Here is a 23844-nt window from a genome sequence, read left to right on the forward strand (position 1 = left end):
CGCCCCCCCCGCCACGGCCGCGACGGCGACCAGGGCGCTGCCGACCAGCATCGGGAAGCTGCGCCAACTGGGCGCACACTGGGCGGTAACGCCGGCACTGCAAGGAGGTTCGCGTGGGCGAGTACGGTGCGTTCGGATTCGATCCCGAGGAGTTCGATCGCGTGATCAGGGAGGGCAGCGAGGGCCTGCGCGACGTGTTCGAGCGAATCGGCAAATTCGTCACGGCGCCCGTGCCCGGGACGAGTTGGTCCGCGTTCTTCGACGACCTGTCGCGGCGGCCGCGCCGCGAGCCGGAGACCGCCGGCGAGGCCGGTGACGGGGTGTGGGCCATCTACACCGTGGACGCCGACGGCGGCGCCCACGTCGAGCAGGTCTATGCGACCGAGCTCGACGCGCTGCGTGCCAACAAGAACAACGTCGACCCCAGCCGCAAGGTGCGCTTCCTGCCCTACGGCATCGCGGTCAGCGTCCTCGACGGCGATTCCGAGGACTCCGCCGAACCCGGCGCGACGGGCTAGCGGCGCGGGTCGTCAGCCCTGCTTCACCTCGTTGGATCCGCCGGAGTTGCTGATCTTCGGGTTTCCCGAATGGTAGGTGATCTTGTTGCTGAAGCCCGACGCGTCGATGCTGTCGACGGCGTCGACCGTGATGGCGTTCTGAACGCCGGACACGGTCAGGCTGGTGCAGTGCCCGGTGATCACGACCGTGTTGGAAACCCCGCTGACGCTGACGATGTTGTCGTTGCAGGCGATCGTCCGATTCTCGTTGATGCCCGAGACGCTCAGCCTGGCGCCCGGCGACGGGGTCGGTGACGCCGACGGCGTCGTCGAACGGGGCCGGGTGCTCGACGGGCCGGGGCTTCTCGGACTGCTGGTGGCGCTCGACGGCGGACCGAACGTCGCCGAGACGGACGGCGACGAGTTGATGATCGACCGGACCCCGGACAGCTGGTGCGCGGCGAAGGCTGCGATGCCGCCCGCGAGGGCGAGAAAGGCGATGACGACGAACGTGCCCACGATCCACCAGGTGCGGTTGCCCGACGACGACCTCGGCGGCGTCCCGTAGGACGGGCCACCATAGGCCCACGGGCCGGCCGGCGGCGCTGGCGGCGCTGGCGGCGGGCCCGCCGGGCCGGGCGCATACGGGTAACCCCCGGACGGCGGCGCCTGTCCGCCCTCGGACGCCCGCGCCGCGTCGGCCAGGGGGCGCTCGAGTTCCCGGATGCGCTCTTCGGGGTCGTCGTGCGATTTCATGCAGCGATGCTCCCACCCGAACGTGTCGAATGGGTAGTTTCAGCACCGTGCCCGACTTGCCGAATCGCCAAATCCTGCTGCGTCGCCGCCCGACTGGTCTGGTCCGGCCCGAGGACACCGAGCTGGTCACCAGGCCGGCGCCCGAGCCCGCCGACGGCGAGGCGCTGCTTCGAACCACCTACGTGGGGCTCGACGCGGCGGTCCGCACCTGGCTGAACGACCAGCCGGGCTACCTGCCGCCGGTGCAGCTGGGTGAGGTGATTCGGGCCGCCGGGATCGGCGAGGTGGTGGCGACGCGCTGCGACGCCTTCCAGGTCGGCGACGTGGTCACCACGCTGTCGGGCTTCCAGGAGTACGTGATCATCCGCGACGACGTCTTCAGCACCCCGGTTCCCGGCCAGGGCGCGGTCGATCAGCTGGCGGTGATGTCGGTGTACGGCCCCACCGGCGCGACCGCCTACATCGGGATGATGGACATCGGCCGGCCCCGGCCCGGGGAGACGGTGGTGGTGTCGGCCGCCGCGGGCGCCACCGGATCGGTGGCCGGCCAGATCGCCAAGATCGCCGGCGCCCGGGTGGTGGGCATCGCCGGCGGCCCGGAAAAATGCCGGGCGGTGGTCGAGGACTTCGGGTTCGACGCGTGCATTGACTACAAGAACGACGACCTGGCCGCGGCGCTCAAAGAGCATTGCCCCCGCCGGGTCAACGTCTACTTCGACAACGTCGGCGGGCCGATCCTCGACGCGGTGCTGGGCCGGCTGGCGACCAAGGCGCGGGTGGTGCTGTGCGGCGTCATCTCCAGCTACCTCACCGGCGAGCATCCCGGCCCGGCCAACTACGTGAACCTGCTGTCCAAGACCGCGTCGATGCAGGGCTTCAACGCGCTCGACGACTGGGCCCGCTTCGACGAGGCGTTCGCCGCGCTGCACCGATGGGAGCACGAGGGCCTGATCAAGCACCGCCAGACCGTTTTCGAGGGCGTCGAATCCTGCGTCGACGCCCTCAACGGCCTGTTCACCGGGGCAAACATCGGCAAGATGCTGGTCAAGCTGAGCGAGCCCGCGTCAGGCTGAGCCCAGGACGCGGTGCAGCTCCTTCTTGGCGTCGGTCAGCGCTTCCAGCACCTTGGTCCGTGTCTCGGCGAGCCGCTCCTTCTGCTCGTCGGTGCCGGTCCAGGTGATCGTGCGGGCCAGACCGGCGAGCTCGAAGAGCGTCCGGCGGATCTTGAAGGCGTCGCCGAACTTGGCCGCCCGGCCCAGGAAGGCGTGCGCGGTCTCGCTGCTCACGCCACGCCAGGCCAGCACGTTCTGGCCGAGTTCGGTCAGCGTCGCCACACCGTTGTCGACCTTGACCATGCCGCGCCCGGCGAGCAGCCCGATCGCGAGCTCCGCCAGGTCCTGCGGCGGGGTGAAAGCGCCCTCCGTCGCGTCGGACACCCGCTGCACCACCTGCGCGGCGTCGGCCGGGCCGTCGAGCAGCATCGCCGCCGTCACGAACGCGGCGCGCTTCAGGAAGGGCCGGCCGCCGGGGCCGAATCCCCCCTTGAAGCCGGGGCCACCGCCGAACCCGCCGTGCCCCCAACCCTTTTCGCCCCAGCCGTCGCCGAAGCCGGGACCGCCGAAACCGGGGCCACCGCCGAACCCGCCGAACCCGCCGCCAAAGAATCCACCAGACATCGCTTCCATTCCTTTCCAGATTTGACTATCAAGCTCCTTGATACCACCGGGGGTGGTGATGTCAAGGAAATTGATGGTTGCCTCGTTCGGTGCGGTTGGCCGCGTACCGGCATGGGGCGACGGGCCGGCGCGGTCGCCGGCGGAGCGCAGGCGCCGACCGGCGGGCCCGCCCGCGGCTCGGCCCCGGCGAACGGCGCCGCCCGAACCGGCCGCCGGACCCGGCGGGCGCCGATCAGGCCCGCAAAGCAGCCGTTGACCCGCGAAATTGCCCGGGCCCACCACGGTCTGGCGAGATGCGCGGCGCCCCCGGCGCGTGGTTTCATAACACCGTTTGCGAGAGTTGCCTAGGGGAGAATCGCACCGGGCCACGGGTCCCGGTTGTCGAACGATTGGTGGGAGTGCAGATGGACCGTCGCAGCATGTTGTTGACCACGGGGCTCGGCATGCTGGCGGCCGTGGCCGCGACGCCCCTCCCCAGGGCGCTGGCCCACCCGTCGCTCCCGGCGCCGCCGGAGGCGCCGTCGGCCGGCCCCGGCGGCTACATCTTCTCCGACGAGTTCGACGGCCCGGCGGGCTCGGCCCCGGACCCGGGCAAGTGGACGGTGCAGACCTGGCAGGACGACGTGTTCCCGCCGGTCGCCGGGATCTACCGTGACGACCGCCGAAACGTGTTCCAGGACGGCAACTCCAACCTCGTCCTGCGCGCCACCCAGGAGGGCGACACCTACTACGGCGCCAAAGTGCGCGGCAACTTCCGCAGCATGATCAACCAGACCTGGGAAGCGAAGATCAAGCTGAACTGCCTGGACCCGGGCCTGTGGTCGGCGTTCTGGGGTGTCAACGAGGACCCGCTGCCCGACGGCGAGGTCGACGTCTTCGAGTGGTACGGCAACGGCTCGTGGCCCCCGGGAACGACGGTGCACGCGGCCTCCAACGGCAAGACCTGGGAGGGGAAGTCGATTCCCGGGTTGGTGGACGGCGGCTGGCACACCTGGCGGATGCACTGGGGCGAGGACGGATTCCAGTTCGCGCGCGACGGCTCCCAGTACTTCACCGTGCCCAACAAACCGATCCACGTACACGGCGGCGCCCCCGACGACTTCCGGTGGCCGTTCAACAACCCCGGCTACTGGATGACGCCCATGTTCACCCTCGCGGTCGGTGGCGTCGGCGCCGGCGACCCCGCCGCGGCGACCTACCCGGCGGACATGCTCGTCGACTACATCCGCATCTGGTGACTACCGCTGCGCTTTGATCACCTGAACAAGGTTGAACTGCCAGCGCTCGAGCAGCCGGAAGCCCAGATCGTGCGGCACGGCGAACGCGGGGGTGGGACCGTAGACCGGGCCCGGCGGCAGCGCCGAACCCCGCTCGTGAGCGGGCATGGACCCGTCGGCCTGGGTGATGATCCACACGACGCCGCAATGGCTCAACGGCCCCGCGACGACCTCCGGGATGAGGTTGGTGTCGAAGACGTCGTTGCGGTCCGTCGCCCGCTGCCACAGGGTGAGGTCGATCAGCTTCCGATAGGCGTCCGGGCGCGCCGCCATCAGCGGGCGCATCGGGGCGGGCATGAATGTCACCGTGTCGTTCACCAGCAGGCAATCACCGGGCGCCGCCTTCGCGGTGATCAGGTCGGCGACCTGGCTGTAGTCCATCCCGTATTTGGCATACGGGTTGCGTTGCGCCCGAACGTAGTTCGGGGCTGCGGCGATCGCGAAAACACCGACCAGGGCCGCCGCCGCCCACGGCCTGGCGGCCACGGCCCCCGTGCAGACGCCCAGGATCAGGGCCATCGCGGGGGCGGTGAAGGCCAGATAGCGCGGCGTGTAGATCGGGTGCAGCAGCGCCGACCAGGCCACGATCAGGGCGGTGGGTATCGACAGCCAGGCGGCCGCGAGGGTCAACAACTGCCGATCGCCCACCGCGAGCCGCGGGGATCCGCTGAGCCACAACACGATAGCCCCGACCATCACCAGCGCCGACAAGACCGCGAACGGCGGGCTGCGCTCGAAATACTGCTGGACCACCACGTCTTCGATCGTCCGGTGCCCGATCGGCGGCACCCAACGGATCTGATGCGACTGCCCGGCGACCGCGACCAGAAAAGGAGCCAACGCGCACACGATCGCCCCCGAGGTGATCGCGAAGCGCAGCAACACTTTTCGCGCGCCGTGGCACGCCCCGACGAACGTGAGGTGCGCCAGCGCCAACAGGACGAGGTACGCGTCGAGCAGGATCGACACGGCCAGCGCGAGGCCGTAGGACAACCAGGCCCACGCGGTGTTCCGGCGCGCCGCGACGACGAGCAGCACGCACAGCCACACCGCGGCCATCATCGACAGCGCATACGGGCGCGCCTCGATGCCCGCCCACGTCGACCGGGGCAGGATGCCGCAGAACACCCCGGCGGACACCGCGACGGTCCGAGACGAGAACTGCCTGCCCAACACGACCACCCCGGCCGCGGCGCCGCCCACCGCCAGGCCACTGGGCGCGCGGGACCAGAATTCGGTGGGCGGGAAGAGCTGGAACCAGCCGTGCATCAGCGCGTAGTACAGGCCGTGGACGGCGTCGACGTTGCCCAGCATGCGCCATAGCTGGCCGAGCGAACGACTGTAGGACGCCGAAATCGTCGCGGCCTCGTCGTACCAAAACGACGGCCGTGCGGCGCCGGCGAGACTGATTGCGGCGGCGAACAATCCGACGATCAGCGGGTCCAGCCCGACCGGCGGCAGTGCCAGCGGGCCGCCGCGGTGTTGCCGTGACTCGGCGGTATCGGAGACGCTCACCGCCCGCTATGTTGCCAGACGCGCACGGGTGCCCCGGCGCTCGTCGGCCCGGGTCCGCCCCCGGAGAAGATAGGGACTCAACCCACCCGATTCGAACGTATGATCGATCGATGGGCGAGCTCGCGTCGATCGGCTACAACGGCCAGCCCGTGCGCAGCCCCTTCCGGGTGGTGCGCCCGCCGGTCGCGGTGCTCGTCGACCTGACGGTGCTGTTCCCGCGCGAGCCGCATCGGTCGGGGCGGTATCAGCCCAACGGCCTGCAGCTGCACAAGGTCGTCGAGGGCCGGCTCAGCTGCTGGGGCATCTGCGAGCAAGGCGACTGGTGGGGCCTGGTGACCTACCCCATCGCGTACGGCTCCAAGCGCAAGACGGTGACGCACTGGGTCCCGGCCTGGACGCTGCGCCGGAAACGCTAGCTGGCGGTGCCGAAGGGCCGCGGGAATGCGATGATGGCTGCCCGTGGCAGGCAACCTGGTTTCCGTGCTGACCAAGCTCATTCCACTCGGGCTCGTCATCGCGCTCTCACCGATCACCGTCATCCCGGCGGTGCTGGTCCTGCACGCGCCCCGCCCGCGGCCGGCCAGCCTGTCCTTCCTCTGCGGGTGGCTGCTGGGCATGGTGGCCCTCACCGCGGCGTTCGTCGCGGCCTCGGATCTGCTGGGCGATCTGCACCACACACCCCCGACCTGGGCGTCGTGGGTGCGCGTGGTGATGGGCTCGGCGCTCATCGTGTTCGGCGTCGTCCGCTGGCTGACCCGGCATCGTCAGGGCAAAAGCCCGGCCTGGATGCGTTCGTTTTCCCGGATGACCCCGCTGCGCGCGGGCGTGACCGGGGTGGTGCTGACGGCGGTACGGCTGGAGGTGCTGATCCTGTGCGCGGTGGCCGGCCTCGCCATCGGCACCGGCGGGCTCGACCCGGCGGCCGGCTGGGTGTCCGGCGCCGTGTTCGTCGCCGTGTCCTCCTCGACCGTCGCCGCACCGATACTCGCCTACGTCGGCGCGGGTGGCCGCCTCGATGACGCGCTGGAACGGCTCAAGGCGTGGATGGAGGAAAACCATGCCGCCATGCTTGCGGTCATCCTGGTCCTGATCGGTTTGTTGGTGCTTTACAACGGAATTCACGCGCTGTAGCAGCGGGACAGGCTAGATTGCAGCCCATGGCAGGAAGCTGGGCCACCGTCGCCACGGGGCTGATCCCGCTCGGGCTGGTCATCTCGCTCTCGCCGCTCACGGTCATCCCGGCGGTGCTCGTGTTGCAGGCGCCGCGGGCGCGGCCGGCCAGTCTGTCCTTCCTCGCCGGTTGGGTGCTGGGCCTGGTGGCGCTGACGGCGCTGTCGGTCGCGGCATCCGGCCTGCTCGGCGGTCTGGACAAGTCGCCGCCGAGGTGGTCGTCGTGGTTGCGCGTGGTGCTCGGGTCGGCGCTGATCGTCTACGGCGTCGTCCGGTGGTTCACCCGGCACAGCCACACCGAGTCGCCGGCGTGGCTGCGCTCGTTCGACACCATCACGCCGGCCCGGGCGGCGATCACCGGCGCGGTGCTGGCGGTGGTGCGACCGGACGTCGCGCTGATCTGCATCCCGGCCGGCCTGGGCATCGGCACCGCCGGGCTCGGCCTCGCCGGTGACTGGCTGGCCGCCGCGTTCTTCGTCGCGATCGCGGCCTCCAGCGTGGCGATCCCGATCCTGGCCTACGCGGCGGCCGGCCGGCGCCTCGACCCGACGCTGGCGCGGGTCAAGGACTGGATGGACAAGAACAACGCCGCCCTGCTCGCGGCGCTGCTGATCGTGATCGGCGCGATGGTGCTGTACCACGGAATTCGCGCCCTGCATCACCTGTAGCCGCCGTCGGACAGGCCCGCGTCGGCTTCGAGCCTGTTCGTCTCGCCGAAGACGAACTCGCGGAACAATTCCCGGCCGTAGTCCCTGAGCATGCCCAGATAACCCTTCGCCGCCCACTGCCGGCAGTGCCGCTCCTCGTGGTGCAGGACCCGGTCGAGGTCCAGGCGGGACCAGGCGCGCCCGGACCGGACGAGCCGGCGCAGCCGCTCGGCGGGGTCGGCGAGCCTGCCCATGTTGACCATGAAGATGTCGCCCCAGGTGGTGCCGCCCCGGCGGCTGAACTGGCGCTGGATCACATTGCCGCCGACACCCATGAGGATGCCGTTGGGGGTCGTCACGAGGCGTCCCCCGTTGCGATGGACGAACCCGACGTCGCGGGCGTAACTCCAGCGATTTGCATTCTGCCGGTTGATGATTCGCGCGACCTCGGCGGCGGTGTAGGGCGTCTCGGGAAAGTCGGTGCGCGGGGCCTTGCCGTAGTCGGTGCCCGCGTTGAGGACGTAGGTCAGCAGCGTCGCGGTGCGCGCGTCGTCCCCGCCGATGTCGCGAGGCAGCAGAAAGTACGACTTGCCGTGCGGGTCCTTGATCTCCTCCAGCCGGTCGAGGACGCCGAAGGCCTCGGGCGTGACGCCGTGCCGCCGGGCGATGTCGGCGACGACATCGGCCGGCACGCCCCGGCGTCGGGCGTTTTCCAGCCACGCCGCCGAGTAGCCGTCTGCGCGCACGGTTGCCAATTTAAGGTGTAGGGCAATGGATGGGCGGCCCTGGCGACGCGAGCGCGGCGTCACGCAGATCACTCGCGGGCTCGGCACGCTGGATCGCGAACTGTTCGAGACGATCGCCGAGACGCCCACCCCGCTGCTCGACACGGTCATGCCGCCGCTGACCCGCGCGGCCGACCACTCCAAGCTGTGGCTGGCCATCGCCGCGGCGCTGCTGTCGTCGGGCAAGCCGTCCGCCCAGCGCGGCGCGACCCGCGGTGTCCTTACGCTCGGGGCCACCAGCCTGCTCACCAACCAGGTCGCCAAGCGAATCCGCCCGCGCCCGCGGCCCGTTCGCGACGCGGTGCCGCTGATCAGGCGGGTCCGCCGCCGCCCCGCGTCCAACTCGCTGCCGTCGGGCCACTCCGCCAGCGCCGCCGCGTTCGCCGTCGGGGTGGGACTGGAGAATCCGCCGCTGGGGTTCGTCCTGGCGTTGCTGGCCGGCCTGGTCGGGCTGTCGCGGGTGGCGACCGGCGCGCACTACCCCGGCGACGTCCTGGCCGGATTCGGCATCGGCGCCGGCCTCGCCGTGCTGGGCGGGCGTGTCGTCCCCCCGATCGTCGAAACCACGCTGCCGAAAACCGAACCGCTGGTGGTCGACACGCCGCCACGGCCCGACGGCTCCGGCGTGGTGCTCGTCATCAACCCGTCGTCGGGCGGCGGCACGGGCGCCCGCGTCGCCGACGGGGTTCGCGCCGGCCTGCCCAAGGCCGAGATCGTCGAACTGGGGCCCGACGACGACCCGCAGGAGGCGCTGCGCGGCGCCGCGGAGCGGGCCGAGGTGCTGGCCGTCGGCGGAGGCGACGGCACCGTCGCCACCGCCGCGTCGGTCGCCATCGACGCGGGCCTGCCATTGGCGGTTTTCCCCGCCGGAACGTTCAACCATTTCGCCAAGGACATCGGCTGCGACACCGTGGCCAAAACGGTGGAGGCGATTCGCACCGGCAGCGTCGCCCGCGTTGACCTGTTGTGCCTCAACGAAAGCCGGATGGTGCTCAACACCGCGAGCATCGGCGCCTACCCGACGTTCGTGCGGTATCGCGAAAAGCTCGAGAAGCGCGTCGGCAAACCCGTGGCCGGCTTCTACGCGATGCTGCACACGCTGCGCAAGGGCCAGCCCATCACCATCCGCTACGACAACAAGACCCTGCAGACGTCGCTGTTCTTCCTCGGCAACTCGGTGTACCTGCCGACCGGCTTCGCCCCGTCGCGGCGCACGCGCATGGACGACGGCCTGATCGACGTGCGCATCCTCGAGACCGGGCGCCCGTGGGCGCGGACCCGGATCCTGACGGCGCTGGCGCTGGGACGGCTGCTGCGCAGCCCGCTGTATCACGAACTGCAGGTGCCCGAGTTCAGCTTCTCCGCCGTCGACGGCCCGACGGTCATCGCCCACGACGGGGAGGTCGGGGAGAAATACGACCACGCCAGCTTCACCGCGAAATACCGCATCCTGCCGGTCTTTCGGCCGCCGGCGCCGGTCTGAGCCGGCTCAGGCCGACGTTAGGCGCGCGGGCACAGGTCCACCAGGGCGTAGTCGATCAGGGCGTCCGCCTGCCGCGGGGTGAGCCCCCTGGGGCCCAGGTCCATGGTGGACTTCTGCAGCGCCAGGGACTGCAGTTGCGACGGCGGGGCGCCCCAGGAGATTTGCTGGCAGATCTTCCAGCCGGTCTGCACCAGCGCCGGGTCACCGCCCTCGAGGTCCTGGATGCCGATGGCGTGCAGGCGGTTGAGATAGGTCGCCTCATCCGCGTGTGCCGGGCCCGCGCACACGATGCCGGCGGTCAGAAGGGGGCCAACTGCAAATGCTGCGCGAATGGACTTGCCAAAGAGCCTCAGTGCTGCCATAACTCCTTCTCCTATTTGCTATCGCCCGGGGGGTCGGGACGGCGCACGTATATCAAAGCGGTAAATCACGTTTCGCGCAGCAAATGCGGGAGCGGTTGGTTCGGCACCCTAGGGATCGCCGAGATATGCGTCGGCCCACGCGCCGATCACCCGGGCCGCCCGATGAGCCTGGCCGCGCTTGGTGAGCAGGTGATCGGAGCCCTCCAGCGAGACGAAGCTGCGCGGGTGGCGGGCCAGGCGGAAGATCTCACTGGCGTTCTCGATGCCGACCGTGTTGTCGGTCGGCGAGTGCAGGATCAGCAGCGGCAGCTGCAGGCCCTTGATCTTGTCGCGCAGGTGGGCCCTGCGGACGTCTTCCACGAATGCCCGCTTCAGCGTCAGCGTGCGCCCGCCGACCATCCACTCGGCGCTGCCCTCGGACAGACAGCGGTCCACCACCGCGTCGTAGTGCTTCTCCACGTGGCTCGGGTCGACGGGCGCCGCGACCGTGACGACCGACCGCACCCCGGGCGACTGACGCGCCGCGGCGAGCACGGCCGCGCCGCCCCACGAGTGTCCGACCAGGATGTCGGCCGGGGTGCCGCGGCCGGCCATGAACTCGCACGCCTTGACGATGTCGTCGACCTTCACGGTGAACGACCCGTCGCCCCAGTCCCCCTCCGACCCGCCGAGACCCAGCGCGTCGAAGCGCAGCATGCCGATGCCGTCGGAGGCCAGCTGCTTGCACATCCGGGCCGCCGCGGGGCTGTCCTTGCCGAGGGTGAAGCCGTGCGAGAACACGCCCCAGCCGCGCACCGCACCGTCCGGCACCTCGATGACCCCGGCGAGCATCGGGCCGGTGGAGCTCGGGAACGTGACGCGTTCGCCCATGGCTGAGATCTAACCCTGCCGTGGCCCACGGCGGCCAAAGGTTGCTGTCTCGCCTGCGGGCTCGTAGGGCTACCGGTGGCCGCCGCCGCTTTCGGCGCCGCCACCGGAGCTGGCCCCGCCGCCGGAGCTGGCCCCGCCGCCGGAGCTGGCCCCGCCGCCGGAGCTGGCCCCGCCGCCGCTCTCGACGCCGCCGCCGTGGCTTCCACCGCCGGGCTCGGCACCGCCCACGGGCCCACCGCCGCCGGGGCTTTCGGTGCCGCCGCTCGCAGGCCCGCTCCCGCCATGGGGTTCGCCCCCGCCGGCCGGTCCGCTCTCGCCGGGGATCGCACCACCGCCGAGTGGAGCGCCACCCTCAGGCGGGGTGCCGCCGGGCGTTCCGTGGTTCGGGCCGGGGCCGCTGACCGGGCCTTCGCCTTCGGGCTCGCCGCCGGGGTGTCCATGGATCGGGACTGGGCCGCCGGCGCCCGGGTTGTCCGGCGGTCCGCCGCCCCCATGCGGCGACGGCCCTTGGCCCGGCGGTGTTTGTTGGGGCGGCGGCAAGTGCGGCGGGGAGACATGGACGGGCGGCGGCCCGGCGGGCGCCGACGGGGGCGGCCGGTGGACCACCGGCGGGCTCGCCGGCGGCTCGGGCAGGTGAAGCGGCGGAACCGGAACCGGTGCTACTGGCGGAACCACCACGGGAACCGGCACGGGCGGCGCTGCCGGAATCGGAGCCGGCGCCACTGGCGGGACCCCGACGGGAACCGGCGCGGGCGGTGCCGCCGGAACCGGGGCCGAGGGGACGGGAGCCGCGGGAACCGGTGCCGCCGCGACCGGAGCGGCCGGCGGAGGTGTCCCGTTGGGCGGACTCAAGGGCCTGGGGGCCGCCACCTTCGTGGCCGCGACTTGCCCGGGCGCCGGCGCGAATGCCTGCTCGACCGGGGCAATCACGTTCTGCAGCGGGGCAGGCAGCAGGCCGACCGTGGTGTGGACGCCGACCGCCATGGCGACCTCTAATGCCAACATCGCGCTGAAGCCGGCCACCGCAACGGCACTTCCGACCAGCAGGCCGCGCCTTGGACCGCGCGGCTCGCCCGAGCCTGCATCGCCGGGATCGATGACGACGGTCCGCGCGCTCGCTTCATCGTCCGCTACAGCGCTATAGGCGACTTCGTCGTCGCCTGGCTCGGCATCGGCGATGCACAGATATTCGGATAGGGCGCTCGCGTCGACCGCACCCGTGCCCGGATCTTGTGCGTAGGCCAGCGCGGCGGTCGACGACGCGAACAACGGCGCATTCGCGGACGCCAGGGCGGCGCCGCGCGCCAGCGCGGTCTCCGGCTCCTCAGGTGCGCTCACGCTGAGGTGGGTCAACTCCGCCAGATGCGGCTTGATCGGGCCGATATCAACGCCCGAGCCGACGACAAACAGGCCGCCCGGGCGCGTGGGCAGCCCGTCGAGCCCGGCGATCATCTCCGCCAGCTCTGCAATGTCCCCGGACGTGGCGTTCAGCCGCCGGACGTCAGCGACGGAACCGTCGGAGGTCTCGACGACGGCCAACGTTGCGGTGTCGGGTTCCACCAAGAGCACCGCGGTGCGCTCGTAACCCATTGCACCGCCGACGGATTGAGCCAACGAGGTCGCCGCCAGAAACGTCGAGACAAGCATCACGTTCTCGAGCTCGTGGGCGGCCAGCGCGTCGCGTAGCGCTGTCGCTTCGAGCTGGTCGGTGCACGCCACCCCGACGGCGGACAATTCGAGGCCGGCGCCGGCCGCATCTTCTCGGGTGCCCAGGATCGCGGCGATCGCCTGATCCGACGCGCTGACGGTGGGCGAATCACCCTCGGCGGTGACGGCAAACTCCTTCTCATCTACCGTTGCGCCGTCGGCGTTTTCGCCCTGCAAGAGCACCAGGTGAACCGATTCTGGCGCCAACGAGACCCCGAGCACAATGTCCACGATGCGCGCCTCCCAGCGTCTTGGCGGCCGGCCGCCGCTCGCGCGGAGGAGGGATCACACGGACCGCTAACCCAATCCTCACCCGGCACGCTGTACCGGGGTCCTGCCCGAGTTATGTAGGTCTTAAGAAGCCCGGCTTGGGAGGTGGCCTAGGGTCGGCTCGTGCGCAGGACCATCGACTGGGACGGCGACGCGGTCACGATCATCGACCAGGCCGCGCTGCCGGCCGAGTACCGCGTCCTCACCCTGCGCACCGTCGACGAGCTGATCGACGCCATCCGCCGGCTGGCCGTGCGCGGCGCGCCGGCGCTGGGCGCGGCGGGCGCGCTGGGCGTCGTGCTCGCCGTCCGCGAGGGCGGCGACGTCCGGGCCATAAAAGAACGAGCCGAACGCGTCGCCAAGGCGCGACCGACCGCCGTCAACCTGAGCTGGGGAGTGGCGCGCGCGCTCGAAAAGCTCGACCAGGGCGCCGAATCCGTGCTCGCCGAGGCCCTGGAAATCCTCGACGAGGACGAACGCCTCAACCGCGCCGCCTCCGCGCGCGCCGCCGAGATCGTCCTCGCGCTGTGTGACCGCCGCCCGCTGCGGCTGCTCAGCCACTGCAACGCCGGCCACCTCGCCACGGTGGCCTGGGGCTCCGCGCTCGGAGTCGTGTGGCACCTGCACGGGCGCGGACTGGTCGAGTCGGTCCTGGTCGACGAGACTCGGCCGCTGCTGCAGGGTGCCCGGCTCACGGCGTGGGAGCTGGCCCAGGCCGGCGTGCCCTACCGGGTACAGCCCGACGGGGCCGCGGCGGCGGCCATGGCGCGCGGCCTCGTCGACTGCGTGCTCGTCGGCGCCGACCGGATCGCGGCCAACGGCGACGTCGCCAACAAGATCGGCACCTACGGCCTGGCGATCGCGGCACATCACCACAACGTGCCGCTCGTCGTGGTGGCGCCGTCGTCCACGATCGACGCGTCGCTGGCCACCGGCGCGGGGATCGCCATCGAGGAACGCGCGCCCGACGAACTTCGGATGTTCGCCGGCACCGCGATCACCCCGCCGGACGCGGAGGTCTTCAATCCCGCCTTCGATATGACCCCCGCCGAGTTGATCACCGCCGTCGTCACCGAACACGGCCGCTACCGGCCGTCCTGAAGCTGATCACCCAAAAATATTGCGGATCAAGGCTTTTCGGGCCTCAGGCGTCGGTGGCCGCGCGCCTACCGAAATGGACCGTTGCGAACCCCGTGCTGAGCGAGACGTAGTGGGCGTCGACGAAGCCCGCGTCCCGCATCGCCCGGGTCAACCCGTCCCGCGACATCCAGCTGCGGATCGAATCGGCGGTGTAGTGATGGGCGTCGCGGTGCCAGGCCACGGCCCAGCCGACCGCCGGCATCACGCGGAAGTAGAGCACGTCGTGAACGGACCGCAGCACTTTGGAGGTCGGCGTGCTGAAGTCGAGCACCATCAACCGGCCGCCGGGCCGCAGGACCCGGTGGAACTCGCGCAGCGCCCGGCCGCGGTCGGCGACGTTGCGCAGGCCGAAGCCGATGGTGACCGCGTCGAAGCACGCGTCCGGGAGTTGCAGGTCGGTGGCGTCGCCGTCCTGGAAGTCCACGGGCCCGCGCTGCCGCCCCCGGGCGACTTCCAGCATCGCCGGGCAGGAGTCGACGCCGACGACCTGGCCCTCCGGCCCGACCGCCGCCGCCGCCAGGAACGCCAGATCGCCCGTCCCCGTGGCGACGTCCAGCACGCGTTCGCCGGTCCGCAGGCCGCACAGCTCCAACGCCTGCCGCTTCCACACGCGATGAAGCCCCAGCGTCCACAGATCGGTCATCACGTTGTAGCGCGTCGCCAGCGCCGAAAACAGCTCCTGGACGTAGCTGCTCTTGGCCTCGTCCGACTGATTCCATCGGCGTGTAACCATCGTGAGCCTCCGCACAACCCCCGAGGTCGACAGTCCCGGAATGTACCACGGCACTTCGTGCGTCAAGAGGGTGCGCCGCCAGCGCGGTTGTCGTGGAGCCGATGACGGGAATCGAACCCGCGTATTCAGCTTGGGAAGCTGATGTTCTGCCATTGAACTACATCGGCGCGGTCGCTGTGAGCTGCACGAACCTTTACAGCGGTGACAGTCTAGCGGCTCAGCGACAGGTCGCTGCAGAACCTCGCCTAGAACGCAACCTTGTGCGTCTGCTTTGGCTGCGCGCCTTGGCCGCCGACGAAGTGCCGATGACCGTCGCCGAGCGCAAGATGCTCACAAGCCTGACGCGCTCAGCTGTGGCGCTGCCCTCGATAATGCCCAGCGGCCGACCGAGAAGATCGCTAACCGGCGCGCGGAAGCTGAGTTAGGACTTGTGCTTCTCGGGGCAGTACTCCGCGGTGGCAGCGAGGACGAACAGCCTGGCTTGATTCTGGTCCATCCGTAGTTTCAGCTGGTCGACCTCATCGTTCTGGGTGTACCCGGCAGAAAGATCTTGGCACATCGTGCGCCCCATATTCCCGGTCTGGGACGCGTTACCAACGTGGATGCCGTTCGACGCAAGGTAGTTGGTAAATTCTGTGTCCTTATCGTCGGCGTTGGCGACGGCTGCGGGCGCCAGCATCAGGACCATCGCGGCGCCGAGCATGCATCCACACATCTTCTTAATCATTTGCCCACCACCTTCAAGACTCGACATGACGCTCGGAACGAGACGGGGCGCCCCAAGCAGTGCTTAGAGCTTCCCAGGTCCTGTAGTTCCCGTCGCTGGCGGGTTTCTGGTCGCTAGTTCCAAAGTTCAACCGAGCGTTCATCTTTCGTTTCGGCCGAGTTTGTCCACGACCGGACGGTGAAGCACTCACAGCAAACCCGCCAGTCGGCCTCACCCGAGCCGCGGGCCGTTGGCGCCGATCCGCCACACAAAGCATCCGGCGAATGGCGCTAATGGCCCTGAAGTGCTCTATAGCCATTCGATATTTATTATTTCGTGATCAACCCGTAATGTGCTCGACGTGGGTCGGCATCGGTTAGCCAAGAAGCGGCGTAAGTCACCAGGAGTGCTGGCTGCCGTGCTCGCTCCGGCGGCCGTCTTCTTCGCGACGGCCGGCGACGTCCGTCCGTCACCAACCCATGTCGACGCCAAGCCCGTTATCAGTGACGTCGCGCCGTGCTGCCTGGAAATCGTCGCGGCACCGGCGAATACGTCCCGTAAAGCCGCCGGCTTCGCCGACGGCCAGTTGGCCGCGTCGCGCTACCACACGCGATCCCGCTTCCTGCTCACCGACGTCGCACCGGAACAGGGCCTGCAGGTCAGGACGATCCTGACGGCGCGCAGCATCAGCGCGGCGTTCCCCCAGATCCACTCGATGGGTGGCGTGCGGCCGGATCCGCTGCCCTGGCATCCGCTCGGCCTGGCGATCGACGTGATGATTCCCGACCCGGGCAGCGCCGACGGCATCGCGCTGGGCAACGCGATCGTCGCGTACGTGATGCGCAACGCGAGCCGCTTCGGGATCCAGGATGCGATCTGGCGCGGCGTCTACTACACGCCCACCGGAGCGCAGGCGAGCAGGCTGGGCCACTATGACCACGTCCACGTCACCACCACCGGGGGCGGATACCCCAAGGGTGGCGAAATGTACCTGGCGGACTGAAGGCCGGCCGGCTCAACACCCGGCAGCGGATAGGCTCATCGCGTGCTGCTCTCCGACCGCGACCTCAGGGCCGAAATCACCGCAGGCCGCCTGGGCATCGACCCGTACGACGACACGTTGGTGCAGCCGTCCAGCATCGACGTCCGCCTCGACTGCATGTTCCGGGTCTTCAACAACACCCGCTACACCCACATCGACCCCGCGCAGCAGCAGGACGAGCTGACGAGCCTGGTGGAACCCGTTGCCGGAGAACCGTTCGTGCTGCATCCCGGTGAGTTCGTGCTCGGCTCGACGCTGGAGCTGTTCACGCTGCCCGAGGACCTCGCGGGGCGCCTGGAGGGCAAGTCGTCCCTCGGGCGTCTGGGCCTGCTGACCCATTCGACCGCCGGCTTCATCGACCCGGGCTTCAGCGGGCACATCACCCTTGAGCTGTCCAACGTTGCGAATCTGCCCATCACTCTGTGGCCGGGCATGAAGATCGGCCAGCTGTGCATCCTGCGCTTGACGAGCCCGGCGGAGCACCCATACGGCAGCTCGCGCGTAGGGTCGAAATATCAGGGTCAGCGGGGGCCGACACCGTCCCGCTCCTATCAGAACTTCATAAGAAGTACCTAGGTTCGATAGGGGTCCCGCACAGCCAGTCTGCGGGATGATGAGTTGTCCGTGGTTAGTCTCCTCCGCCCGACCATGGCCCTGTCTCGCAATACCTTTGGAGGGGTTTGTATTGGATATCGTGCTCGGGGTGTCGATGGCACCGGCATCGATTCAGATGGTGGTGCTGGAGGGGGAGAACGGCGACGGCGCCACGGTCGAAGAGGATGAATTCGACGTCACCGCGGCCAACGACGCGGCCACAGCGAGCGCGCCGGACCAGGTAGTCGCCGCCATCCTCGGCACCCGTGAGGGCGCCGCCGACGCCGGCCTGGAGCTGTCGGCGATCGGCGTGACGTGGACCGACCAGATCGAGGCGGCCGCGCTGCGCGACGCGCTGGCCGCCCACAAGGTCGAGAACGTCATGCTGGTGTCGGCGTTCCTGGCGGCGGCCGCGTTGGCCCAAAGCGTCGGTGGCGCAGTGGGTTACGAACGCACGGCGGTGCTGTACGTGGAGCCCGACACCGCGACGCTGGCCGTCGTCGAGACGTCCGACGGCTCCATCGCCGATGTCCACAAGCAGCCGATCTACGCCGAGTCCTACGACGACGCCATCACCCAACTCATCGGGATGGTCGCCGGGCTGGAGAACACGGAATTGGCCCCGGACGGGCTGTTCGTGGTCGGTTCGGGCGTCGACCTCGCCCCGATCAAGCCGGCGCTGGAGTCGGTGACGTCGCTCGACGTGAGCGCGCCCGAGGAGCCGGAGACGGCGCTGGCCCGCGGTGCGGCCCTGGCGTCGGCGAACGCGCCGTTGTTCGCCTCCTCGACCGCGGCGCTGGCCTACGCCCAGGATCCCGGCACGGGCGCCCTGGACCGGTCCGCCGTCCCCGACTACCTCAGGGTCGGTGACGAACTCGGCGACGACCTCGCCTACAGCGCGGTGGCGGACGACGACGCCGACGCCCAGACCGTCGTCATCGAGAAGCTGTTCGCTCAAGCGCCGGACCAGCCACGTCGCAGGCCGGTCCTGCTGGTCGGGAGCGGCTTGGCCGTCGTCGGCATCAGCGCGGTGCTGGCGCTGGAGCTCGCGCTGGCGATCGGCATCCGCACGACTGGGACCGTCGGGCTGCGGCCCACCCCCGGCCAAAGCCTCATCATCCCGACACAACAGGCGCCCGCGCCGGCGCCGGTGCAGGCGGCCGCCCCCAAGCCGAACATCAGCGTCCCGCAGCCGATGATGGCGCCCAGGCCGTTGAACCCGCCGGCACCGGCTCCGGCTCCTGCCGCCCCACCGCTTCCGGCCCCGCCCGTTCCGGCGGCTCCGGTCCCCGTCGTGGCCCCACCCGTGGTGCCGATTCCGGTGCCGATCCGCGTGCCCGTTCCCGACCCGGTCGTGAGCCCCCCGGTCATCCAAGCTCCGCCTCGTCCCGTGATTCCTCAAGTGCCGGTTCATGTTCCGCAGTCGGTGCCGCCGCAGGGTGGCGGCACGATTCCCCATTCGCCGCCGCACCAGGCGCCCCCCGGTGAGGGCGGGCTGCCTATCCCGAGCGGCCCCGGCGGCGGGCACGTCCCGTCCCCGGTGACCGGTCCGGGCGGCCCGGGCGGAGGACCCATCCACCTCCCCGGTGAAGGCCCCGGCGGTGAGCCCGCCGGTCCCGGGCCGTTCGGCGGCAACGGTCCGTTCGGCGGCGGACACGGTCCGTTCGGCGGTAACGGGCCCTTCGGCGGCGGTCACGGCGGTGGCGAGCCCGGCGCGGGCGGTCCGTTCGGTGGCGGCGGTGGTCCGTTCGGCGGCGGAGGAGGACCGTTCGGCGGTAACGGACCCTTCGGCGGCGGCCACGGTGGCGGCGAGCCCGGTGGCGGCGGTCCGTTCGGTGGTAGCGGTCCGTTCGGCGGTGGCGGCGGCTTCGGCGGCGGTCACAGCGGCGGCAGCTTCGGCGGCGGTGGCGGCGGGTTCGGCGGTGGCGGCGGCTTTGGTGGCGGTCACAGTGGCGGCGGTGGCGGTGGCGGACACAGCGGTGGCGGACACCACTAGCGCGCCTACGGCGACGGCCAAGTTGCTCGGCGTTGCAAGGTGGTTAACGCGCCGCGGCTAGCGCTTAACACCCCGCCGCGGCGCGGGTACCGTCGAGCTATCGGGGCAGGTCGAAAACCGCGCCGCCCCGGTGGCAGAACTGCATAGCGCCCAGCTAATCCCGGATCGCGGAGCCGCGCGCTGCGATGGCAGGCGACAGTGGCCAGCTGGGAAAAATCGTCGTCGACGCAGCAGTCGCGGCGACGCGGCAAACTACCAAAGGGAGTTTTCAGCGGTGGTGGGCATCGTGCTTGGCGTCTCGATGGCGCCGACGAAAGTGCGCATGGTGCTGGTGGAAGGTGAATGTGCCGACGGGGCGACCGTCGACCAGGACAACTTCGACGTCGACGCAGACCGGTCGCCCGCGGCTCCTTCCGCGGCGCCCACCCAGGTGGTGTCCGCCATCCTGGGCACGCGGGAAGGCGCCGACGAGGGCGGCTACCAGCTGCTGTCCACGGGAGTGACCTGGACGGATCACGTCGACGCCGCGCTGCTGCGCGACGCACTCATCGCCCACAAGATCGAAAACGTCATGCTGGTGTCGGCCTTCATGGCCGCCGCGGCGCTGACGCAGGCCGTGGGTGACGCGACCAACTACGCGCACACCGCGCTGCTGTTCGTCGAGCCTTACACCGCGACGTTGGCCGTGGTCGACACGGCGGACGGGTCGATCTCCGAGGTGCACCGCAGGGCCCTCGCCGACGACGAAGACGAGGCGGTCGCCGAGCTCGTCGACATGGTGTCGGGTGCCGAAGCGCTGGAAACTCACCCGGACGGTGTGGTCGTCGTCGGCTCGGGAGTCGACATCCCGCTGATCAAGCCGGCCCTGGAGGCGGCGACGTCCCTTGCCCTGTCGGTGCCCGACGAGCCGGAGATGGCCCTGGCCCGCGGTGCGGCGCTGGCCTCGGCGAACGCGCCCCTGTTCGCGTCGTCCACGGCGGCGCTGGCCTACGCGCTGGATCCCGGGACGGGGGAGGTCGACCCGTTGGCGCTGGCCGGGCAGGTTCCCGGCCTGCTGCCCGCCTACCAGCCCCAGTACCGGAGCGTCCCCGAGCCGCCTCCCGAGGCCGACACGGGCGAGCCCAACGTGGCCTACAGCGCTGTGCCGGACGACGAGGCCGAGGCGCAAACGTCCATCGGCATGGAGGAGACCCAGCGGCGCAAATCCATCCTGCTGGTGGGCAGCACGCTCGCGGTGATCTTCATCACCGCGGTCGTGGCGCTCGAGATTGTGTTGGCGATCGGGATCCGGCCGACGGTGGCATTGCGGCCCAGCCCCAACGAAAACATCGTTCAGCCCGCGCAGCCGCCGGCGCCCGCGCCGGTGCCGCAGGCCCAGCCAAAGATCGAGCCCAAGATCGAGGCGCCCGCCCCGGTGGCGGCACCGCATCCCATCGCCCCGCCCGCCGCGGCGCCGGTTCCCGCGGCCCCGCCCCTCCCGGTCCCCGTGATCCCGCCGCCGGTGTTCGTGCCGGTGCCCCGCGTGCCCGTGGTCGGGCCGCCGCTCCGCGGGCCCTTCGGCGGCGGGCCGGCCCCGCGTGGGCCGTTCGGCGGCGGGCGCGGGCCCTTCGGCGGTCCGTTCGGCGGCCACGGACCCTTCGGTGGCGGCCCGTTCGGCGGGGGGCACGGCGGTTTCGGTGGCGGCCACGGCTTCGGTGGCTTCGGGGGCGGCCACGGATTCGGCGGCTTCGGACACAGATAACCGTTCGGCGACGCCAGGCGTGTCCCGGTCCGCGAGCTAGGGTGGCGCACAGGGTCTGGTCGCGCCGAAGCTCTCGTCGCGATGTGCGGGGGCAACGAGACTGTCAGCGAACGACTTTGGAGAATGTGGGGGAGCGGTGGACATCGTACTTGGTGTGTCTGTGGCACCTGAGACGGTCCGCATGGTGCTCGTCGAAGGTGAAGGCGCCGGCGGAGTCACGGTCGATCAGGCCGACTTTCAGGTTCGGGGCGTCGCCGCGGCCGATCAGGTGGTCGAGGCCATCGTCGGCACCCAAGAAAGCGCGGCCGAAAGCGGCTATCAGGTGCGATCCAGCGGCGTGACCTGGACGGATCGAACCGCCGCGGGCGCGCTGCGAAAAGCCTTGACGGAACGCAGGATCGAAAACGTCGTGCTCGTCTCGACGTTCGTCGCCGCGGCGGCGCTGGCTCAGGCGGTCGGCAGCGCAACCAATTGCGCCCGCACCGCGCTGCTGTTCGTCGAACCGACCGCCGCGACGCTGGCCGTCGTCGACACGTCGGACGGGTCGATCTCCGACGTGCGACGCAAACCCCTACCCGATGGTGACGATGCCGCGCTCGCGGAGCTGGCCGCGCTGGTCTCGGGCGCGGACGCGATGCGCGCTGGCCCCGATGGCGTCTTCGTGGTCGGCTCCGGCGTCGACATCCCCTTGATCAAGCCTGCGCTGGAGGCGGCGACATCGCTTTCGGTGACGACGCCCGAGGAACCCGAGATGGCGCTGGCGCGAGGCGCGGCGCTGGCTTCGGCCACCCAGCAATTGGGCGCGCCGAGCACGGTCGCGATGCCCTACGTCGAGGGCCCCACGCCGGTGCTGGCCTACAGCGCCGAGGCCGACGCACCGCCAGTCGAGGGCCGGGAAGACGGCGGGCGACGCAACCGAAAACTGCTGGCTGTCCTCGGCGCGTGCGCGATCTTCGTCGTCGGTGCCGTGGCGCTGGCGCTGGCCGTCGGCATCCGTCCGCACGCGGACCAGCGACCGGATATCGGCAAGAACGTCGTCGCCCCGGCGACTCAGGCGGCGCCGCCGCCCGCGCAAGCCCCGCCGCCCGCGCCGTCCGCGCCGTCGGCCCCGGCGCCTGCTCCTGCGCCGGCCGCCCCGAACCCCGGGCCGAACTCGAATCCGCCTCAGCAGTGGCCGCCGTCGCTGCCCAGGGACGACGATCACGACGACCACTGGGACTGGCTGCGCCGCCATCTGGGGCACGGAATCCTGGGCCCCTAGCCCCGTCCGGGACCGGCGGAACCGCGTAAAATCGTGGAACCAGGGGAATACAGGGTGGGGATTGCCGGCGTGCCGCGACGGCTGAAGCCTGTGGCGACTGCGGCCCCGACCTCACCGGCTGGCAACAAACAATGGAGGAGCTATGGACACCGTTTTGGGCGTGTCGATGGCGCCGACGGCCGTCCGGATGGTGCTGGTCGAAGGTGAGAACGGCGACGGCGCCACCGTCGATGAGGACAATTTCGAGGTGGCCGCCGACGATGACGCGGCAACCGTCACCGCGGCCGACCAGGTGGTCTCGGCCATCCTGGGGACTCGCGAGGGTGCGTCCGAGGGCGGCTACCAGCTCGCATCGACGGGCGTAACCTTCACCGACCCGATCGAGGCGGCCGCGCTGCGCGACGCGCTCGCCGCCCACAAGGTCGAGAATGTGATGTTGGTCTCGGCCTTCCTCGCCGCGGCCGCGCTGGCCCAGACCGTGGGCAACCAGACCAACTACGCGCGCACGGCCCTGCTCTACATCGAGCCCGAGACCGCGACCCTCGCCGTCGTCGACAGCGCGGACGGGTCCGTCACCGACGTCTACCGGCAGCCCCTGCCCGCCGACGACGACGCGGCGGTGACGCAGCTGGCCTCCATGGTGTCCGGTGCCGAGGCGCTGGAGGCCCGGCCCGACGCCGTGTTCGTCGTCGGATCGGGCATCGACATCCCGATGATCAAACCGGCGCTCGAGGCGGCGACCACGCTTCCGCTGACGGCGCCCGAGGAGCCCGACACGGCGTTGGCCCGGGGTGCGGCGCTGGCATCGGCGAACGCCCCGCTGTTCGCGTCGTCCACCGCGGCGCTGGCCTACGCCCAGGATCCCGGCACCGGCGCCATCGACCCGTTCGCGGTGGCCCCCGGCTACTTCGACACCCCGGCGGGTGGCCGAGTGGACGCGCTGGCCTACAGCGCCGTCCCCGACGACTTCGACGAGGCCTACACCGGCGCGCAGGAAACCCAGTTGGTCGGTGCGGGCTACCGCGAGCGCAAGTCCTTCAGGGTGGTCGGCAGCGCGTTGGCCGCGACCTTCGTCGTCGGCGTGGCGGCGCTGGTCGTTTCTCTGGCGATCGCGATGCGGCCGGCCGCGAGCGTGCGGCCCAGCCCCGATCACCAGGTCGTCGCCCCCACGCAGGCCGCTCCGGCGCCGGTGGCGCCGGCCCCGGCTCCCGCCGCACCGGCTCCCGCACCAGCGCCCGCGGCGCCGGCCCCGGCACCGGCCGAGGCTCCCGCTCCGGCACCGCCACCGGCCGCGGCTCCCGCTCCGGCACCCGCCCCTGTTCCCGAGGCGCCGGCACCGGCCCCTGCTCCGGTGCCGGCGGCCCCGGCCCCGGCCCCGATCCCTGAGGCCCCGGCTCCCGCGCCGCCGCCGGTGGCGCCCATTCCGGTACCGATCCCGCTGCCCATCCCGGGTATCGGCGGCCCGCCCGGTGGCGGGTTCGGCGGCCCGCCCGGTGGCGGGTTCGGCGGTCCCCACGGCGGCGGTGACGGCGGCGACCACGGTGGTGGCGGATTCCCTGGGTTCCCCGGCTTCGGCGGCGGCCATGGTGGCGGCGGCTTCGGCGGCGGTCACGGCG

Annotated in this window: 23 protein-coding genes and 1 tRNA gene; 14 read left to right on the forward strand and 10 right to left on the reverse strand. The window is 70.9% G+C overall.

All coding sequences use genetic code 11. From position 1 onward, the window contains the following. The first annotated feature begins 113 nt into the window (after window positions 1–113). Window positions 114–518, forward strand: coding sequence for a hypothetical protein (locus A5705_RS20525; protein WP_067875385.1), 405 nt, complete (start codon window positions 114–116; stop codon window positions 516–518). A 12-nt stretch (window positions 519–530) separates the two neighbouring features. On the opposite strand, the gene A5705_RS20530 is transcribed toward A5705_RS20525, so the two are convergent. Then, the gene (locus tag A5705_RS20530) at window positions 531–1253 is read right to left on the reverse strand and encodes a DUF3060 domain-containing protein (protein ID WP_067875388.1); all 723 of its coding nucleotides are present in this window, start codon (window positions 1251–1253) and stop codon (window positions 531–533) included. Between the two features lie 47 nt (window positions 1254–1300). Here A5705_RS20530 and A5705_RS20535 point away from each other — a divergent pair, with 47 nt between their 5' ends. After that, window positions 1301–2326, forward strand: a complete 1026-nt coding sequence (locus A5705_RS20535; protein ID WP_067875475.1) for an NADP-dependent oxidoreductase — start codon at window positions 1301–1303, stop codon at window positions 2324–2326. Here A5705_RS20535 and A5705_RS20540 read toward each other — a convergent pair. Further along, window positions 2318–2929, reverse strand: a complete 612-nt coding sequence (locus tag A5705_RS20540; RefSeq protein WP_068279649.1) for a hypothetical protein — start codon at window positions 2927–2929, stop codon at window positions 2318–2320. The two genes, A5705_RS20535 and A5705_RS20540, sit on opposite strands and share 9 nt — an antisense overlap. Before the next feature lie 404 nt (window positions 2930–3333). Here A5705_RS20540 and A5705_RS20545 point away from each other — a divergent pair, with 404 nt between their 5' ends. Next, complete coding sequence (locus A5705_RS20545) at window positions 3334–4167, forward strand: family 16 glycosylhydrolase (protein WP_067875391.1); 834 nt, start codon at window positions 3334–3336, stop codon at window positions 4165–4167. Here A5705_RS20545 and A5705_RS20550 read toward each other — a convergent pair whose 3' ends face one another. After that, window positions 4168–5673: a glycosyltransferase family 39 protein gene (locus A5705_RS20550; protein WP_068279650.1), complete on the reverse strand. Its 1506-nt coding sequence runs from the start codon at window positions 5671–5673 to the stop codon at window positions 4168–4170. A gap of 158 nt (window positions 5674–5831) precedes the next feature. On the opposite strand from A5705_RS20550, the gene A5705_RS20555 reads away from it, so the two are divergent. From A5705_RS20555 to A5705_RS20565, 3 genes are all read left to right on the forward strand, one after another. Next, window positions 5832–6137: a hypothetical protein gene (locus A5705_RS20555; RefSeq protein ID WP_067875394.1), complete on the forward strand. Its 306-nt coding sequence runs from the start codon at window positions 5832–5834 to the stop codon at window positions 6135–6137. A 64-nt stretch (window positions 6138–6201) separates the two neighbouring features. Further along, entirely contained in the window at window positions 6202–6852 is a 651-nt protein-coding gene (locus A5705_RS20560) for a GAP family protein (protein WP_067875485.1), read from the forward strand. 26 nt (window positions 6853–6878) lie between these two features. Then, entirely contained in the window at window positions 6879–7559 is a 681-nt protein-coding gene (locus A5705_RS20565; protein WP_068279635.1) for a GAP family protein, read from the forward strand. Here A5705_RS20565 and A5705_RS20570 read toward each other — a convergent pair. Continuing rightward, a complete protein-coding gene (locus tag A5705_RS20570; protein WP_068279638.1) occupies window positions 7550–8284 on the reverse strand; it encodes a hypothetical protein in 735 nt (244 codons plus the stop codon). The genes A5705_RS20565 and A5705_RS20570 overlap by 10 nt on opposite strands. A gap of 25 nt (window positions 8285–8309) precedes the next feature. Here A5705_RS20570 and A5705_RS20575 point away from each other — a divergent pair, with 25 nt between their 5' ends. Beyond that, window positions 8310–9806, forward strand: coding sequence for a bifunctional phosphatase PAP2/diacylglycerol kinase family protein (locus A5705_RS20575; protein ID WP_068279641.1), 1497 nt, complete (start codon window positions 8310–8312; stop codon window positions 9804–9806). 17 nt (window positions 9807–9823) lie between these two features. On the opposite strand, the gene A5705_RS20580 is transcribed toward A5705_RS20575, so the two are convergent. The 3 genes from A5705_RS20580 to A5705_RS20590 all read right to left on the reverse strand — a co-directional run bounded on the left by A5705_RS20580 (window position 9824) and on the right by A5705_RS20590 (window position 12976). Next, window positions 9824–10093, reverse strand: a complete 270-nt coding sequence (locus A5705_RS20580) for a DUF732 domain-containing protein (RefSeq protein ID WP_369803304.1) — start codon at window positions 10091–10093, stop codon at window positions 9824–9826. 183 nt (window positions 10094–10276) lie between these two features. Next, complete coding sequence (locus A5705_RS20585) at window positions 10277–11038, reverse strand: S9 family peptidase (protein WP_067875410.1); 762 nt, start codon at window positions 11036–11038, stop codon at window positions 10277–10279. Between the two features lie 69 nt (window positions 11039–11107). Beyond that, on the reverse strand, window positions 11108–12976 hold the full coding sequence (locus tag A5705_RS20590) for a hypothetical protein (RefSeq protein WP_068279643.1): 1869 nt from the start codon (window positions 12974–12976) through the stop codon (window positions 11108–11110). Between the two features lie 162 nt (window positions 12977–13138). Here A5705_RS20590 and mtnA point away from each other — a divergent pair, with 162 nt between their 5' ends. Then, window positions 13139–14116: an S-methyl-5-thioribose-1-phosphate isomerase gene (mtnA, locus tag A5705_RS20595; protein WP_067875416.1), complete on the forward strand. Its 978-nt coding sequence runs from the start codon at window positions 13139–13141 to the stop codon at window positions 14114–14116. Window positions 14117–14159: 43 nt separating this feature from the next. Here the strand turns inward: mtnA and A5705_RS20600 are convergent, their stop codons facing one another. The 3 genes from A5705_RS20600 to A5705_RS20610 all read right to left on the reverse strand — a co-directional run bounded on the left by A5705_RS20600 (window position 14160) and on the right by A5705_RS20610 (window position 15615). Beyond that, window positions 14160–14888, reverse strand: a complete 729-nt coding sequence (locus A5705_RS20600) for a ubiquinone/menaquinone biosynthesis methyltransferase (RefSeq protein WP_067875419.1) — start codon at window positions 14886–14888, stop codon at window positions 14160–14162. Window positions 14889–14981: 93 nt separating this feature from the next. Beyond that, window positions 14982–15055: transfer RNA gene (locus A5705_RS20605), tRNA-Gly, on the reverse strand. A 254-nt stretch (window positions 15056–15309) separates the two neighbouring features. Beyond that, window positions 15310–15615 (reverse strand): DUF732 domain-containing protein, encoded by a 306-nt coding sequence (locus A5705_RS20610; RefSeq protein WP_067875423.1) that lies wholly within the window; start codon window positions 15613–15615, stop codon window positions 15310–15312. Window positions 15616–15955: 340 nt separating this feature from the next. Here A5705_RS20610 and A5705_RS20615 point away from each other — a divergent pair, with 340 nt between their 5' ends. The 6 genes from A5705_RS20615 to A5705_RS20640 form a co-directional block, all read left to right on the forward strand. Then, the gene (locus A5705_RS20615; RefSeq protein ID WP_068279652.1) at window positions 15956–16597 is read left to right on the forward strand and encodes a hypothetical protein; all 642 of its coding nucleotides are present in this window, start codon (window positions 15956–15958) and stop codon (window positions 16595–16597) included. A gap of 42 nt (window positions 16598–16639) precedes the next feature. Continuing rightward, complete coding sequence (gene dcd, locus A5705_RS20620) at window positions 16640–17212, forward strand: dCTP deaminase (RefSeq protein ID WP_067875425.1); 573 nt, start codon at window positions 16640–16642, stop codon at window positions 17210–17212. A 109-nt stretch (window positions 17213–17321) separates the two neighbouring features. Continuing rightward, on the forward strand, window positions 17322–19226 hold the full coding sequence (locus A5705_RS28240; RefSeq protein WP_068279645.1) for a hypothetical protein: 1905 nt from the start codon (window positions 17322–17324) through the stop codon (window positions 19224–19226). Window positions 19227–19500: 274 nt separating this feature from the next. Then, window positions 19501–20967: a hypothetical protein gene (locus A5705_RS20630; RefSeq protein WP_082956599.1), complete on the forward strand. Its 1467-nt coding sequence runs from the start codon at window positions 19501–19503 to the stop codon at window positions 20965–20967. A 136-nt stretch (window positions 20968–21103) separates the two neighbouring features. Then, a complete protein-coding gene (locus tag A5705_RS20635) occupies window positions 21104–22228 on the forward strand; it encodes a hypothetical protein (protein ID WP_068279647.1) in 1125 nt (374 codons plus the stop codon). A gap of 142 nt (window positions 22229–22370) precedes the next feature. After that, on the forward strand, window positions 22371–23844 hold a 1474-nt coding region (locus A5705_RS20640), incomplete at its 3' end, for a hypothetical protein (RefSeq protein WP_197521310.1).

It is taken from the genome of Mycobacterium sp. E787, assembly GCF_001668725.1.
Classification (GTDB): domain Bacteria; phylum Actinomycetota; class Actinomycetes; order Mycobacteriales; family Mycobacteriaceae; genus Mycobacterium.

Coding starts and splice junctions, on each gene's coding strand:
- A5705_RS20565 (WP_068279635.1), top strand. CDS start 6,879: ATGGCAGGAAGCTGGGCCACCGTCGCCACGGGGCTGATCCCGCTCGGG.
- A5705_RS20610 (WP_067875423.1), bottom strand. CDS start 15,615: ATGATTAAGAAGATGTGTGGATGCATGCTCGGCGCCGCGATGGTCCTG.
- A5705_RS20545 (WP_067875391.1), top strand. CDS start 3,334: ATGGACCGTCGCAGCATGTTGTTGACCACGGGGCTCGGCATGCTGGCG.
- A5705_RS20555 (WP_067875394.1), top strand. CDS start 5,832: ATGGGCGAGCTCGCGTCGATCGGCTACAACGGCCAGCCCGTGCGCAGC.
- A5705_RS20585 (WP_067875410.1), bottom strand. CDS start 11,038: ATGGGCGAACGCGTCACGTTCCCGAGCTCCACCGGCCCGATGCTCGCC.
- A5705_RS20530 (WP_067875388.1), bottom strand. CDS start 1,253: ATGAAATCGCACGACGACCCCGAAGAGCGCATCCGGGAACTCGAGCGC.
- A5705_RS20540 (WP_068279649.1), bottom strand. CDS start 2,929: ATGTCTGGTGGATTCTTTGGCGGCGGGTTCGGCGGGTTCGGCGGTGGC.
- A5705_RS20600 (WP_067875419.1), bottom strand. CDS start 14,888: ATGGTTACACGCCGATGGAATCAGTCGGACGAGGCCAAGAGCAGCTAC.
- A5705_RS20575 (WP_068279641.1), top strand. CDS start 8,310: ATGGATGGGCGGCCCTGGCGACGCGAGCGCGGCGTCACGCAGATCACT.